The organism is Paracoccus kondratievae, from assembly GCF_009301415.1.
Taxonomy (GTDB): domain Bacteria; phylum Pseudomonadota; class Alphaproteobacteria; order Rhodobacterales; family Rhodobacteraceae; genus Paracoccus; species Paracoccus kondratievae.
In genome coordinates, this window is the sequence record NZ_CP045073.1 from 1,280,918 (window position 1) to 1,295,521 (window position 14,604).

14 protein-coding genes are annotated in these 14,604 nt (G+C 63.7%); 4 read left to right on the forward strand and 10 right to left on the reverse strand.

The features are described from left to right. Positions 1–132 precede the first annotated feature (132 nt). From F8A10_RS17680 to F8A10_RS17715, 8 genes are all read right to left on the reverse strand, one after another. On the reverse strand, positions 133–894 hold the full coding sequence (locus tag F8A10_RS17680) for an SDR family NAD(P)-dependent oxidoreductase (RefSeq protein WP_010394615.1): 762 nt from the start codon (positions 892–894) through the stop codon (positions 133–135). Further along, the gene (locus F8A10_RS17685) at positions 891–1,730 is read right to left on the reverse strand and encodes a PCC domain-containing protein (RefSeq protein WP_152368042.1); all 840 of its coding nucleotides are present in this window, start codon (positions 1,728–1,730) and stop codon (positions 891–893) included. Before F8A10_RS17685 ends, F8A10_RS17680 begins: the two co-directional genes overlap by 4 nt. Continuing rightward, positions 1,727–3,316 (reverse strand): acyl-CoA synthetase, encoded by a 1,590-nt coding sequence (locus tag F8A10_RS17690; RefSeq protein WP_152368043.1) that lies wholly within the window; start codon positions 3,314–3,316, stop codon positions 1,727–1,729. The genes F8A10_RS17685 and F8A10_RS17690 overlap by 4 nt, the downstream gene beginning before the upstream one ends. Further along, entirely contained in the window at positions 3,313–4,482 is a 1,170-nt protein-coding gene (locus F8A10_RS17695; protein ID WP_152368044.1) for an acetyl-CoA acetyltransferase, read from the reverse strand. Before F8A10_RS17695 ends, F8A10_RS17690 begins: the two co-directional genes overlap by 4 nt. Then, the gene (locus tag F8A10_RS17700; RefSeq protein ID WP_152368045.1) at positions 4,479–5,315 is read right to left on the reverse strand and encodes an IclR family transcriptional regulator; all 837 of its coding nucleotides are present in this window, start codon (positions 5,313–5,315) and stop codon (positions 4,479–4,481) included. Before F8A10_RS17700 ends, F8A10_RS17695 begins: the two co-directional genes overlap by 4 nt. Before the next feature lies 1 nt (position 5,316). Next, the gene (locus tag F8A10_RS17705; protein WP_010394605.1) at positions 5,317–6,333 is read right to left on the reverse strand and encodes a TRAP transporter substrate-binding protein; all 1,017 of its coding nucleotides are present in this window, start codon (positions 6,331–6,333) and stop codon (positions 5,317–5,319) included. Positions 6,334–6,361: 28 nt separating this feature from the next. Further along, complete coding sequence (locus F8A10_RS17710) at positions 6,362–8,239, reverse strand: TRAP transporter large permease (RefSeq protein ID WP_010394603.1); 1,878 nt, start codon at positions 8,237–8,239, stop codon at positions 6,362–6,364. A 186-nt stretch (positions 8,240–8,425) separates the two neighbouring features. Then, the gene (locus F8A10_RS17715) at positions 8,426–9,184 is read right to left on the reverse strand and encodes an IclR family transcriptional regulator domain-containing protein (RefSeq protein WP_152368046.1); all 759 of its coding nucleotides are present in this window, start codon (positions 9,182–9,184) and stop codon (positions 8,426–8,428) included. A 109-nt stretch (positions 9,185–9,293) separates the two neighbouring features. On the opposite strand from F8A10_RS17715, the gene F8A10_RS17720 reads away from it, so the two are divergent. Genes F8A10_RS17720 through pcaF form a run of 3 tightly spaced genes read left to right on the forward strand, consistent with a single transcriptional unit; the run spans position 9,294 to position 11,898 of the window. Then, positions 9,294–10,028 (forward strand): 3-oxoacid CoA-transferase subunit A, encoded by a 735-nt coding sequence (locus tag F8A10_RS17720; RefSeq protein ID WP_152368047.1) that lies wholly within the window; start codon positions 9,294–9,296, stop codon positions 10,026–10,028. Then, the gene (locus tag F8A10_RS17725) at positions 10,025–10,696 is read left to right on the forward strand and encodes a 3-oxoacid CoA-transferase subunit B (RefSeq protein ID WP_010394596.1); all 672 of its coding nucleotides are present in this window, start codon (positions 10,025–10,027) and stop codon (positions 10,694–10,696) included. The genes F8A10_RS17720 and F8A10_RS17725 overlap by 4 nt, the downstream gene beginning before the upstream one ends. A gap of 2 nt (positions 10,697–10,698) precedes the next feature. Then, positions 10,699–11,898 carry a 3-oxoadipyl-CoA thiolase gene (gene pcaF, locus F8A10_RS17730; protein WP_152368048.1) on the forward strand — a complete coding sequence of 400 codons (1,200 nt, stop codon included), beginning with the start codon at positions 10,699–10,701 and terminating at the stop codon, positions 11,896–11,898. A 100-nt stretch (positions 11,899–11,998) separates the two neighbouring features. Here pcaF and F8A10_RS21255 read toward each other — a convergent pair whose 3' ends face one another. Continuing rightward, positions 11,999–12,151, reverse strand: a complete 153-nt coding sequence (locus F8A10_RS21255; protein ID WP_193668252.1) for a hypothetical protein — start codon at positions 12,149–12,151, stop codon at positions 11,999–12,001. A 264-nt stretch (positions 12,152–12,415) separates the two neighbouring features. Here F8A10_RS21255 and F8A10_RS17735 point away from each other — a divergent pair, with 264 nt between their 5' ends. Continuing rightward, on the forward strand, positions 12,416–13,978 hold the full coding sequence (locus F8A10_RS17735) for a BCCT family transporter (RefSeq protein WP_010394588.1): 1,563 nt from the start codon (positions 12,416–12,418) through the stop codon (positions 13,976–13,978). Positions 13,979–14,057: 79 nt separating this feature from the next. Here F8A10_RS17735 and F8A10_RS17740 read toward each other — a convergent pair whose 3' ends face one another. Continuing rightward, complete coding sequence (locus F8A10_RS17740) at positions 14,058–14,564, reverse strand: cell wall hydrolase (protein ID WP_010394586.1); 507 nt, start codon at positions 14,562–14,564, stop codon at positions 14,058–14,060. Between the last annotated feature and the right edge of the window lie 40 nt (positions 14,565–14,604).

Here is a 14,604-nt window from a genome sequence, read left to right on the forward strand (position 1 = left end):
ATTGAAATTAATCCAATCCAGGCAATTGGCAATATTGTTATGATTATATCTGCAGACAATTTTCGGCCGGGCCGTGATGTCGTGACACGGCCCGGCATTGGTCAGCGGGTTGGATGCGGCACCGGCCCGCGGTCAGGCCGGTTCGTTCTCGCGCCTGAGCGCGGGCAGGCCGACGCCGGTTGCGTCAAAGCCACCATCGACGGCCAGGGTCTGTCCTGACACGAAACTCGCCTTGTCCGAGCATAGAAAGACGATGGCTTCTGCGATCTCACGCGCCTCGCCATAGCGGTTCAGCGGGATGGCGTCGTAATAGGCCGAGATGATTTCGGGCGCATGGACGGCGGCAGCCAGCTTGGTCTTGACCGGGCCGGGCGCCACACAATTGACGCGGATGCCCTGTTCGCCCAGCTCGGCGGCGAATTGCTTGGTCAGGTGGATCACCGCCGCCTTGGAGGTGCCGTATGCTACCCGCAGGGTCGAGGCGCGCAGGCCCGAGATCGAGGCGATATTGACGATTGCCCCACGCGTCTTGGCCAGTTCCGGCACTGCCGCCTGGGTGCACAGAAAGACGCCGTCAAGGTTTGTCGACATCACCTCGCGCCATTCCTCGAAACTGGTGCGGCCGACGCGCGAAAACAGCGCGACCCCGGCATTGTTCACCAGCGCATCAATGCGGCCGAATGCGGCGGTTGTCTCGGCCACCATGCGCTCGACATCCTTGGGAATCGAGACATCGGCCTCGACCGCCAGCACGTTTTCCATACCATCCGCGACCCGGTGCAGCTCTTCGGTGTCACGATCGACCATGGCCACGCGCCAGCCCTGTTCAAGAAAGATCTCGGTGGCGGCAAGGCCGATGCCCCGGCAACCCCCGGTGACGATAGCGGTTTTCATGATGGGTCCTCTGTCGGTTCGATGATGAGTTCCAGCGTGACGCCCACAGGGTTCGGGCCACGTTCCAGCACGCCTCGGGCGATATGGCCGTGGATATCCACGACCTCAATCGGGATATGCGCGGTGCCCCGGATCAGCCGGGCGTCGTCAAAACGCAGTTCGGTGGCAAGGCAGTCCATACGCTGCCCGTCCGAAAAGCGGATGTGGTCGATACTGCCGACGGCATGCAGCCTTGCCGAGCTGATGCCATGCCTGGCGGCGAGGGTTTCGATGGCGGTGACTACGTCCTCGCCCGGGCGGATGCGGGCGAAAAGGGCGGCGCCATCCTCGCCCCCCTCAGGCGTGAACAGGGTAAAGGCGGTCTCGGGGTCAGGCAGGGCCTCGAACCATGTGCCGGGGGCGCCAAGCCCTTCGACCGTGACGTCCTCGGCAATGACCGAGTCAAAGGGCAAAAGGTGCCCCATGGCCGTTTCGCGCCCATCCGACCAGATGCCGTGGCAATGCAGAAAGGGCGCGCCCTCTTTCCAGCCGACGGTGGCGGTGGCGCTGTGGATTGTCCAGAGGCCCGGCGGGGCGTGCGTCTCGGAATACCACGCCGCATGCAGCCCGTCGGTGGACAGGTCGGGCAGCACATAACGCATCGGCCCGCAGCAAAGCCCGGCAAGCGACAACACCCCGCCCTTGCAGCCGCAAGAGGCGAACAGATCGCCCACCGCCTGCATGACCGTCTGACCCGCGCGCAGCCGCCCCCTGACAGGGCGCAACACGGCGCGCCGCACCTCGGCGCGGCTTGTGGCGCGCGGGCCGGGATGGACCATCCGCGTGTCGGGGCTCATGCCGGTGCTTTCTCCAGCAGGCCGCGGGCCTCAAGCTCTTCGCGGATCATCTTTTTGGTGATCTTGCCATAGGCCGATTTCGGCAGCGCGTCCCAGAACAGAAAGCGTTTGGGAAGTTTGTAGCGCGAGACCCTGGGCCCAAGATATTCGGTCAGCTCTGCTTCGCTGACCGGGGCGTGGGCAACGCAGACCGCCCAGCCGACCTCACCCCACAGCGGGTCGGGGATGCCAAGCACCGCGACCTCAGAGATGGCGGGGTGGGTCAGGATCTTTTCCTCGATCTCGCGCGGGTAAACGTTTGAGCCGCCCGAGATGAACATGTCGGATTCGCGTCCGGTGATATAGACAAAGCCCGCCTCGTCCATATGGCCAAGGTCCCCGGTGCGGAACCAGCCGTTGCGAAAGGATTTCGCATTGGCCTGTGGGTTCTGGTAATAGCCGGCAAAGACGGCGGGGCCGATCACGCAAATCTCTCCGGTCTGGCCGGGCGGCAGTTCGCGGCCCTGATCGTCCTGTATCTGGATCTCGATCCCGGTGCGTGCATGGCCACAGGTACCGATGCGGACGTTTGGACCTTCCCCGGTTTCGTGCAGATGGGCGGGCAGGACGGTGATTGCGCCGGTACATTCGCCCAGCCCGTAATATTGCACCAGCACCTTGCCAAGCGTGTCCAGCGCTTTTTGCTGATCGACCCGGTACATCGGCGCGCCAGCATAGATCACATAGCGCAGCGATGAGGTATCGGCCCCGGCTGTCGCCGGATGTTCGACCAGCAGTTTAAGGATCGTCGGTACCGTAAACATGGTCGAGACACGCCATTCCCGCACCAGATCCCAGACCTGCGCAACATCGAAACGTTCGGACGGCAAAAGCACGGTCTTGACCCCCCGTGCCACCTGCGTCAGCTGATGGACCCCCGCGCCATGGGACAGCGGCGCGACGACCAGTGAGGCATCGTCGCCCGTCAGCCCGGGCATCAGGTCAGCAAGATGGTTTGTAACGACAAAGGCCATTTGCCCGTGGGTCAGGACCGAGGCTTTGGGCCGTCCCGTCGTTCCCGAGGTAAAGAAGAACCAGCACGGGTCGTCGCGATCCACCACCGCGACTTCGGGGCGCTGGCCCAGATGCGCCTCGGTGATATCCTGCACCGAGGGGCCAAAGTCCGCCTGACCAAAGACCAGCGTCGTTACCCCGCAGGCGGCGGCGTGATCGGGAAAGCCCGCGTTGCAGAACATCAGTGCCGCGCCCGAGGATTGTGTCAGATAGGCCACCTCTTCGGGCGTCTGGCGAAAGTTCGCGGGCACCCAGACGCCACCGGCGCGCCAGACCGCGAACATGGCCTGCATCATCTCCATGCAGTTCTGCGACTGGCACATGACCCGGTCGCCCTTTTGCAGGCCAAAGCGGGTTTGCAGCGCGTGGGCAAGGGCGTCGGCGCGGGCTTCGAACTCGCGCCAGCTCCAGCGCGCATTGCCCATGACCAGCGCGACGCCGTCAGGGTCCCGCCGTGCTGCCTGGGTCAGAAAAGTGGCAAGGTTCATCACCCGGGTCGAGACCGGGTTCAGGCCGCCGATGGGTTCGGTCATTTCATCCGCTCCAGAATCGAGCAATAGCTGGCGACTGCTGCGCCGCCCATGTTGAATACCCCGCCGAGTGTGGCGCCCGGCACCTGCATTTCGCCAGCATCACCGCAAAGCTGCATCGCGACCATGACATGTTGCGAGACGCCGGTTGCGCCGATCGGATGGCCGCGCGACTTGAGCCCGCCCGAGGGGTTCACCGGCAACGCACCGTCAAGGCGGGTCACGCCGTCGCGGATGGCGCGCCAGCCCTGACCGGGTTCGGCCAGGCCCATGGCCTCGTATTCGATCATCTCGGCGGTGGTGAAACAGTCATGGGTCTCGACCAGCGCCAGATCCATGATACCAAGCCCGGCTTGTTCAAGCGCCGCTGCCCATGCCCGGCGCGGGCCGTCAAAGGCGATGGGGTCGCGCCGCGACAGCGCCAGCAGATCGCCCGCCTGCGCCCGGGCGCGAAAGCGGATGGCGCGTTGCAGATCGGCCGCCACATCGGGCGCGGCCAGCACCAGCGCCGCAGCCCCGTCCGAGACGAGTGAACAATCCGTGCGCCGCAGCGGTCCCGCCACCCGCGGGTTCTTGTCCGAGACAGTGTTGCAGAAAGCGACGTCAAAGGGCTTTTGCATATGCGCATAAGGGTTGCGCATACCGTTTTCGTGGTTCTTTGCGGCGATCATCGCCAGCTCTTCCGAGCGGTCGCCGTGGCGTTGGAAATAGGTGTCGGTGATGCGGCCAAAAACGCCTGCAAATCCGCCGGGGATGTCGCCCTCTTCCGGGACGTAGCTTGCTGACAAAAGGATGTCGCCGACCTGATCTCCGGGGGTCGCGCTCATTTTTTCGGCGCCGATCACCAGCGCGACCTTGCCACGCCCCGAGGCGATGAAATCCGCAGCCGAGTAAAGCGCGGCCGAGCCGGTGGCACAGGCGTTTTCGGTGCGCATAAAGGGTACGCCCGCCAGTTCGGGGGTACCCATGGCGACCAGAGCGCCCTGAAAATCCTGCCGCGAGAAGCCGTTGTTATAGACCCCGACGAAAATGCCATCGACGGCCTCGGGGCCAAGCCCGGCGTGGTCCAGCGCCGGGCGCGCAACTTCGGCCATCAGGGCCATGGTGTCGGGCGCTTCGGCCTTGCCGAATTTCGTATGCGCCCAGCCGACGATCAGCGGATCCGTCATGCGATGTTCCTTTCGGGTTGCGTCTCAAGCGCGGCGAGACGGGTTTCGGTCAGCCGCGCTTCGTGGTGCAGCATGGCTGTCAGTTCGGCCTGACGGGCCTCGCCCATGCGGCTGTCGATTGCAGCGATGGACAGCGCACCCGCCGGGCGGCCATCGGGCCACAGGATTGCAACGCCCAGGCCCCACGATCCCGGCACGACCCGACCGGGGTTCAGCGCATGGCCGCTGGCCCGCGCGCGCGCCAGATCCTCGATAAGTGCCGGGGCAAGGCCGGGGGCCATCGCCTCGGTCAGCGGGGCCGTCCGCTGTAGCAGCGCATCCGCCTCGGCCACCGGCAGGGCGGCAAGGATCGCCAGCGCCCCTGCGCCGACGCCCGCTGGTTTGCGGTCGCCGCGCATCAGAGCATGGGTCCGGACCGGGAAATCGCCCTCGATCCGCTCAAGGCAAAGCGTGTGGTCGCCCTGTGGCACGGTCAGCAGCACCGTATCGCCAGTGTCGCGCGCCAGCCGCAGCATGGAGTCGCGCGCGTGATGCAGGATGCCGTGCCGCTCGGCCGCGAATGAGGCCAGCAGATACGCTTCGGGACCAAGATGATAGCGGCGGGTGTGGCGGTCCTGCTCGACCATGCGCGCCTCGGTCAGCGCCAGCAGCAGCCGCCGTGCTGTCGGTCGTGCAAGCCCGGTTGCAACGGCAAGCTGCGCCAGCCCCGATCCCGCGCTGCCACCCCTGCCGACCAGCGACAGCAGCGACAGCGCCCGCGCCACCGCCTGCGCGCCGCCGCCGGCGGGCTCAGGCGCAGGGGGTGCGGGGGATGGGGCGGGCTGTCCGGTCATGTCAGGCGAGCTTGCGACCGATGGCGGTCTCAAGGATCTCCCACGCCTCGTCGCCGTAGGTCTTTTTCCATTCGGTATAGAAGCCCGCCTCGCGCAGCTTGTCCTCAAACGGTTTGGGATCGACGTCGTTAAAGACAAAGCCCTGTCCCTCAAGCTCGCCACGCAGTGAAGCGTTCAGCTCCATCACGTCGGCGCGTTGCCGTTCGGCGGCGGCGTTGAAGTTCTTGGCGACGATCTGTTGGGCTTCCTCGGGCAGGGCGGCCCAGGCACGGCGGTTGCCAAGCAGCCAGAACCCGTCCCACATATGGTTGGTCATGGACAGGTATTTCTGCACCTCCCACAGCTTGGCGACCTTCATGATCGCCAGCGGGTTTTCCTGACCATCGACGATGCCGGTTTGCAGCGCAGTATAGACCTCGGCAAAGTTGATCGAGGCCGGAGCCGCCCCAAAGGCCGAAAAAAGCGAGGTCCACAGCGGGCTGACCGGCACGCGGATCTTGAAGCCCTGAAGATCCTCGGGCGAGGTGATCGGCTTGGTCGAGGAGGTGGTCTGGCGGAAGCCGTTGTCCCAGATCTTGTCCATCACGACGAGGCCCGCGGCCTCGATCTGTCCGCGCTCATAGGCACCCAGCTCGCCGTCCATCGCCTTCCAGACCGTGTCGTAATCCGGGAAGGCAAAGCCCACACCGTTGATCGAGGCGTTCGGCACCAGCGTCGAAAGGATGATCGGCGACAGCTGGAAGAACTCGACCCCGCCCGAGCGCAGCTGACCCAGCACATCGGTATCGGCGCCAAGCTGGTTGGACGGAAAGATCTGGATGTCCACAGCGCCCGAGGTTTCCTCAAGGATCGCCTTGACCGCCTCGATCAGCCGGACGTTGCTTGGGTGTTCTAGCGGTTGGTTATTGGCGATCTTGTAGCTGAATTCGGCGGCGCGGGCTGCGCCGGTGCGGATAAAGGGCGCGGCCAGCGCCCCGGCGGCGGCCCCCATCAGGACGCTGCGACGGTTGATTTTCATGGTTTCCTCCTCCCCGAGGTTGTTTGGATCATAGCAATGCGGTCGAGAACCAGGGCACGGCAGCGATGGCCAGAAGGCCGATCATCAGCGCCGCAAGATAGGGCCAGATCCGGCGCATGACCTGATCGGCGGGCACATTGGCGATCTTGCAGGCGATGTAAAAGCCGATGCCGATGGGCGGTGCCATCAGGCCGATGTTCATGGCCGTGACGATGACCATGGCGTAATGGATGTCGTGAATGCCAAGCCCTCGGGCGATGGGGAACATGATCGGCGCCAGCAGCACGATGGCCGGCAGCCCTTCCAGCACGCAGCCAAGGATCAGAAAGATCGCGATCGAGGCCAGCATGAACACGACCCAGCCGCCCGGCAGGCCGGTAACCACGGTCATCAGGTCGCGGGCAAAGCCCGATTGTGTCAGCGCCCAGGCCATGGCCGAGGCTGCACCAAGGATCAGCAGGATTGCACCCGACATGGCGGCAGTCTCGACCAGCATCGCGCCCACGCGGCGCAGCGGGATGCCGCCGTAAAGCACGACCCCGATGATAAAGGCATAGACGACTGCGATGGCCGATACCTCGGTCGCTGTCGCAACGCCGCTGGCAACAAGACTGCGGATCATGAAGGGCAGGACCAAAGCCGGTGCAGCAATCAGCAGCGCCCTGCCGATCAGCACCGGGGTTGCGCGTTTGACGCCCGACATATCCTCGCCCCGGGCTTTCCAGCGCGCAAGCACGGCAAGCACCACCAGCAGCACCATGGCGATGACAAAGCCCGAGGTGAACAGCCCCGCAATCGACACCCCCGCGACCGAGCCAAGCACGATCAGCACGATCGAAGGCGGGACCGTGTCGGCCATGGCCGCGCCAGTCGCCAGCAGCGCCGTCATCTCGGGCGCGGAATGGCCGCGGCGGCGCATTTCGGGAAACAGCGCCGGGGCAACCGTCGCCATGTCCGAGACCTTTGAACCCGAGATCCCCGATACAAGAAACATCGAGCCGAGCAGCACATAGCTCATCCCCGCCTTCACATGGCCAAGCAGCGAGGCAAGAAAGTTCACGATGGCCTTGCCCATGCCGGTTGCATCAAGAATGCAGCCCAACAGAACAAAGACCGGGACCGACAGCAGGATCAGCGAGGACATGCCTTCGTCGATGCGGCCCATCATCACAAAGATCGGCGCGTGGCTGGCAAAGGTCAGATAGGCAAGCGTTCCCAGCGCAAAGCAGAACGCAATGGGCACCCCTATGCACAGCAGCACCGCGACCAGCAGCCCCAGCCAGATCGGCAGGTTCCAGTTGCCCAGCGACAAAAGGGCAGGGCGTGCATACCACAGCACCGCGACTGCCGCCGCCGTTACGATCAGCGTGGCCCCGATTATCCGCCATTCGCGGGTGCGCAGCACCGCAAGCAGCGACAGAAATGTCATCAGCCCGATCCCGGCAGGCAGGGCCGAGGCGCGCCATGACATCGGCAGCCCCAGCGCGGGAGAGCGGACAAAGCTTTCCTCATAGGCATATTCCACCGCTACCGGCAAAAGCCGCAGCAGCAGGATGCAGACCAGAACCTGCCCCACGATCTCGGCCACGCGTGCCACCCGTCCGGGCAGCAGCGGCAGGAATACGGTCAGCCGCATATGCTCGTGCCGGTCCACCGCCAGAGCCGCGCCCAGCATCGCCATCCAGATGAAACTGATCGAGGCGACCTCATCCCCCCAGATCAGCGGCTTTGTCAGCACATAGCGAAAAAAGACATTGGCCAGCACGGTGACCATCATCACCACCAAAAGGCCGGCAGCGATGATTTCAACAGGGCGCATCCAACGCTCGGCGCGCTTTGGCTCGGCCAGCGCCTCGATACCGCCTAGGGCCAGCTCTCCCTCGGGCTGGGTGTCGGTCAATTGCATCTTGTCCCTCCCATGGCGGCGGGGGCCTCCCCTCCCCTGACACCGATCCACCATATGGACGCGGTAGCCGCCTTGTCTGATGCAGATTTCTGAACGATTCTTGCCGGAACGCAAGGAAAATTCTGCACCCGGATTTGTAAAAGCAAGGTTCCGCGCGTCTATCATTCCATGATGTGGAATAATCGGTCAGCGCAGGACGCGGCGCAGCCCCTCTTGCACCTTCAGCAGGGGCGGCAGGTACAGCGCGGCCATTTCCTGCGCCGGGGCATGGACCGCAGCCACGCCGGTGTTCAGTGCCGCGACCACCCGGCCATGAATATTGTACAGCGGCACGGCAAGCGAGCGCAGACCCAGCTCGACCTCCTGATCGTTAAGCGAATGGCCCTCGGCCCGGACCTGACCAAGACGGGCCATAATCTCAGCCGGCGCGGTCAGGCTAAAGGGTGTGCGCGGGGTCAGGTCAGAACGTTCGATAATGGCGCGGGCCTCGGGCTCGGGCAGGGCGGCCAACAGCACCCGCCCCATTGAGGTGCAATGCGCCGGCAGGCGCGAGCCCGGCATCAGCCCGATCGACATGACCCGTCGCTGTGCTGCACGGGCAAGATAGACGATCTCGGTATCGTCGAGGATCGAGACCGAGGTGCTTTGGCCGATCTGTTCGGACAATTGGTCAAGCCAGGGCTGCACCAGTTGCGCCAGTGGAATTGCCGCCATTGCCCCCATGCCAAGACGCAGGACACGCGGGGTCAGGGTAAAGAACTTGCCGTCGTAATCGGCGTAGCCAAGCTCGTGCAGGGTCAAAAGACAGCGCCGCGCGGTCGCCCGGTCAAGGCCGGTCGCCTCGGCGACCTCAGTGATTGAAAGGCGCGGTTGCTCGGCCCGAAAGGCTTCGATCACCTTCAGCCCTTTGGCAAGCGAGGCGATAAAGTCAGTTTTGTTCACCATGCGCACAGGATTTTCCACAATTTGAACAAATGTCAACATCCGCACGGAGTCTCTGGCCTGCTGGTGGCTCTATGGGCAACAACCTGTCCGTACCTGCAGAAGAGGACACATGGACAAACGCATCCCCAGTCTGGCCGAGGCGGTTGCCGACATCCCGGACGGCGCAACAGTGATGATCGGCGGTTTCGGCGGCTCGGGCGCGCCGATCGAGCTGATCCATGCGCTGATTGACCGCTGTCTGGCGACCGGCAGCCCCCGTGACCTGACGGTCATCAACAACAACTCTGGCAACGGCCATGTCGGTATTGCTGCGCTGATCGAGCAGGGAATGGTGCGCAAGATGGTCTGTTCTTTCCCGCGCTCGGCTGATCCGCGTGTCTTTACCGAGAAATACCTTGCCGGAGAGATCGGGCTGGAACTCGTCCCGCAGGGCACGCTGGCCGAACGGATCCGGGCCGGTGGCGCGGGCATTCCGGCTTTTTACACTCTGACCGCCTATGGCACCGATCTGGCGCAGGGCAAGCCGGTCGCAGAGTTCGAGGGCAGGCAGTATGTCCAGGAACGCTGGCTCAAGGCCGATGTGGCGTTGATCAAGGCCGAACTTGGCGACCATCACGGCAACCTGACCTATCGCATGGCGGCGCGCAATTTCTCGCCCCTGATGGCGATGGCGGCGGCACGAACCATCGTGCAGGTGACACAGGTGGTCGCGCCGGGCTGCATTGATCCTGAACATGTGGTGACGCCGGGCATATTTGTCGATGGCGTCGTCGAAGTCGCAAACCCCGCGCAGGAAGAGGCGCTGAACCGCGCCAATGCGGTCTATCCCGAGGTGCAGGCATGACGACCAGGCTTTCCAACGCCCAGATCGCCTGGCGCGCGGCGCAGGACATCGCTGACGGTGCCTATGTGAACCTGGGCATCGGCTTTCCCGAGATGGTGGCCAGGTTCCAGCCCCCCGGCCGTCAGGCGGTGTTCCATACCGAAAACGGCGTCCTTGGCTTTGGCGAGGCCCCGCCCGCCGGACAAGAGGATTGGGACCTGATCAATGCTGGCAAAAAGGCCATTACCCTTAATCCCGGGGCGGCGTTTTTCCACCATGCCGACAGTTTCGCCATGGTGCGGGGCGGGCATCTGGATGTCGCGATCCTTGGCGCCTATCAGGTGGCGCAGAACGGTGATCTGGCGAACTGGTCCACCGGACCGCGTGGCGTGCCGGCTGTTGGCGGCGCGATGGATCTGGTCCATGGCGCGAAACGTGTCGCCGTCCTGACCGATCACGTCACCAAGGATGGCATGCCAAAACTTGTCGAAAGCTGCACCCTGCCGCTGACCGGGGTTCGCTGCGTGACGCGCGTCTATACCTCGCTTGCTGTGGTTGATATCGAAAATGACCATTTCGTGCTGCGTGAAAAGCTGCCTGCGATCTCGCTGGACGAATTGCAGGCTGTGACCGGCGCGCGCTTGCATGTAGATGGCGAAATCGCCGATCTGATCGTACCGGAGCTTTGAATATGAATGCTGTTTTTATCTGCGACTATATCCGCACGCCGATCGGCCGTTTCGGCGGGGCTTTGTCCTCGGTGCGTGCGGACGATCTTGGCGCGGTTCCCCTGCGCGCATTGATCCAGCGGAACGCCAATGTGGACTGGCAGACGGTGGATGACGTGATCTATGGCTGCGCCAATCAGGCGGGCGAGGATAACCGCAACGTCGCGCGTATGTCAGCGCTGCTTGCCGGTCTGCCCATCGAGGTGCCAGGCACCACCATCAACCGGCTCTGCGGTTCGGGCATGGACGCGGTGCTGGTCGCTGCGCGCCAGATCGCGGCGGGAGAGGCCAGCCTGATGATCGCGGGCGGGGTCGAGTCCATGTCGCGCGCGCCCTTTGTGCTGCCCAAGGCCGAAAGCGCCTTTTCCCGCCATGCCGAGATTCACGATACCACCATCGGCTGGCGCTTCGTGAACCCGGAGATGGATGTGGCTTACGGTACCGATTCCATGCCTCAGACCGGCCAGAACGTCGCCGATGAATTCGGCATCAGCCGCGAGGCGCAGGACGCCATGGCGCTGGGCTCGCAGCAAAAGGCGGCGGCCGCCATCGCCAATGGCCGTCTGGCGCGCGAGATTGCTGCTGTTACGATCCCTCAGCGCCGGGGCGAGCCTGTGGTCGTCGATACCGACGAACACCCCCGCGCCACCACGGCCGAGACGCTGGCCAAGCTGCGCCCGCTGTTTCCCAATGGTTCGGTCACGGCAGGCAATGCCTCGGGCGTGAACGATGGGGCGGCCGCCCTGATCCTGGCATCTGAGGCGGCGGTCAAGGCCCATGGCCTGACGCCCATCGCCCGGGTGATGGGTGGGGCAACGGCGGGCGTCCCGCCCCGGATCATGGGCATCGGCCCGGTCCCGGCAAGCCGCAAGCTGATGCAGCGGCTGGGCCTGACCCCTGCCGATTTCGACGTCATCGAACTGAACGAAGCGTTTGCCGCCCAGGGCATCGCCACGCTGCGCGAGCTTGGCATCGCCGGGGATGACCCGCGCGTGAACCCCAATGGCGGCGCCATTGCCTTGGGTCACCCGCTGGGCATGTCGGGTGCGCGGATCACCGGCACCGCTGCGCTTGAGCTAGCGCTGAACGGTGGCAAACGCTCGCTTTCGACCATGTGCATCGGTGTGGGTCAGGGCATCGCCATCGCGCTGGAAAGAGTCTGACGTCCCTTTTGTATCCTTACGCCTGCCCCCCTTGCGGGGCAGGCGTTTTTTTATGAGATGAAGCGCCAGCAGGGTCAGACCCTGCAATGCCGCATCAACCTCAGGCAGAATCGCCCGGCCGCCTCTGTTGCAGCCCCCGCCGGGCCTGCTCTTGGGGCGGAAAATCAGCAATGCCAAAGGCTTCGAGTGTGGTTTTTTGTTGATCAAGCTTAAATGCAATTGTCGCGATCTGGACGTTTTTGCCTCTCAACATGTCGGTTGAGTGCTCTTTGCGGCGGGCCTCATGTCACATCTTACCCAGCGTAGGATACTCGCCCAAGCCAACGAATTGTTCGCTGCCACAGAGCAAAAGCCGTATCGGAACAAAGCCATGATCTGGCTGCGTGAAACGCGTGCCGCCTTGTCCACGACCGGGTCATGCGGACCTCCATTTTGTGCGAGAGCCTGACGGCCCCGGGGCATCCCCAGCGCCGGACGCCTTAACGAGTCTTGGAGGAGACTGCGGAGGAGATCGTAAATGCAGACGAAACCCGAAAGGGGAATTAACATTGGCGTCTTCTGGCCGGCCATTGCGGTCGCAGGAGGCTTTGTGATGTGGGGCGTTCTAGGCCCCGACAGCCTGGCCGTAGTCGCCAGGGCCACCCTGAACTGGATCATCCGGGTCTTTGGGTGGAGTTTTGTTATCTCGACGGCCTTCTTTCTGGCCTTCTCGCTGTTTCTGGCCTTCAGCCGCTTTGGCCGCATCAAGCTTGGCCATGATGACGAACAGCCCGAATTCTCGACGCGTTCATGGGTTTGCATGATGTTCAGCGTCGGCATGGGCATCGGGCTGATGTTCTGGGGCGTGGCCGAGCCGATCAGCCATTACGCCAACCCGCCCCATGGCCTTGCCGCACCGCAGACCAAAGAGGCGGCTCTGGTCGCCATGCAATATGCCTATTTCCATTGGGCGCTGCACCCTTGGGCAATCTATGCGATGGCGGGCCTTGCCATGGCCTATTTCAGCTATCGCCGCGACCTGCCCACGCTGGTGTCGAGCGTCTTTCACCCGCTGCTTGGTGACCGCATCCATGGGCCGGTCGGGCGCATGATCGACGTGCTGGCGATCATCGCCACGCTGTTTGGTACCGCCACCTCGCTGGGGCTTGGCGCGCAGCAGATCAACAGTGGCATGAATTATCTGTGGCAGACCGGAGAATCCCCGGCCATCGCACTGGCGATCATCGCGGTGCTGTCGGTGCTGTTCATCCTCTCGGCCGTCTCGGGCGTCGGCAAGGGCATCCAGTTTCTCAGCAACATGAACATGGTCATCGCCGTGGTGCTGTTGCTGTTTCTGGCGCTGCTGGGTCCGACGGTCTTTATCCTCGACACGCTGATCGAGTCGCTGGGCTATTATTTCAGCGATCTGATCTCGATGTCGTTCCGCACCTCGGCCTTTAGCGACAGCAAATGGCTGGCAAGCTGGACGATCTTTTACTGGGCATGGTGGATTTCATGGGCCCCCTTTGTCGGCGTGTTCATTGCCCGCATTTCGCGTGGGCGCACGATCCGTGAATTCGTCGTAGGCGTTCTGTTGATCCCCAGTGCGGTGACCTTTGTCTGGTTCACCGTCATGGGGGGCAGCGCGCTGTTCTCTGAGATCAGCGGCCCCGGCGGGCTGGTCGGGGCGATTGCCGAAAAGGGCGAGGCCGTGTCGCTGTTTGCGATGCTGGAGCAATACCCGATGGCCGGGCTTACCTCGGTCGTGGCGATGTTCCTGGTCGCGATCTTTTTCGTCTCGGGGGCGGATGCGGCCTCGGTCGTGATGGGGATGCTGTCCAGTTACGGCACCACCCATCCGCGCGCCGGCATCGTCGTGCTGTGGGGCGTGCTTGCGGGCGCCTCGGCCTCGGTTCTGCTGGTGATGGGCGGGCTTGACGGGTTGCAAACCGCCTCGATCATTGCCGCTGCGCCCTTCCTTGTCGTGATGGTCGGGCTATGCGCCTCGCTGTGGAAGGGGCTGCTGGACGATATCGAGGTCCACGGCCATTTCGAGGAAATCGACCCGCATACCGGTGGCCTCAAAGAGCGCTCGCGTTGAAGTCCCCGCCAGCTGTCCCGGTTCGCCGGGGCGGCACCTGACCGGCCCCGGCATTGGACCGGGGCCGGTTCTTTATTTTTTACCGGCCGGTGATACCTTCGATCGGCGGCGGGGGTACGGGACGGGTTACAAAGGCACTTTTGCGCTTTTCGTAAAAGGCGTTGCCCCCTGTCACCAGCACGTAATGCATGTTGTCATAGGAAAAGCGGTGCCCGGCCGTGTGAAAGAACGTGGCGTCCCCGATCAGCGGATGGCGTTCGCCGCGCATGACCGAGCGGGCGGCCTCTTTGATCTTGGGCATCTCTCGTGGGTTCATCTTGCGGGTCATGATGCCACGGGCGAACTGACCCTTTTGCCCGACGACGCCGCAGACCGAGTTCGGGAATTTGTCCGACCGCACCCGGTTCATCACCACGCTGCCAACCGCGATCATGCCGTCCCGGCTTGAGCGGTTGGATTCGAAATACATGGCGCGCTCCATGCACTCCAGTTCGCTGTGGCGACGGAACCCCGAACAGCCGCTCAATACGAGCAGCGCCGAGGCCACGGCGACGCCAAGCCGCAATGTCCTGCGCGGAAATTTCATGTACTGCCCCTTCTGCTGCCTGCAGAGTTTTGTTGTCATT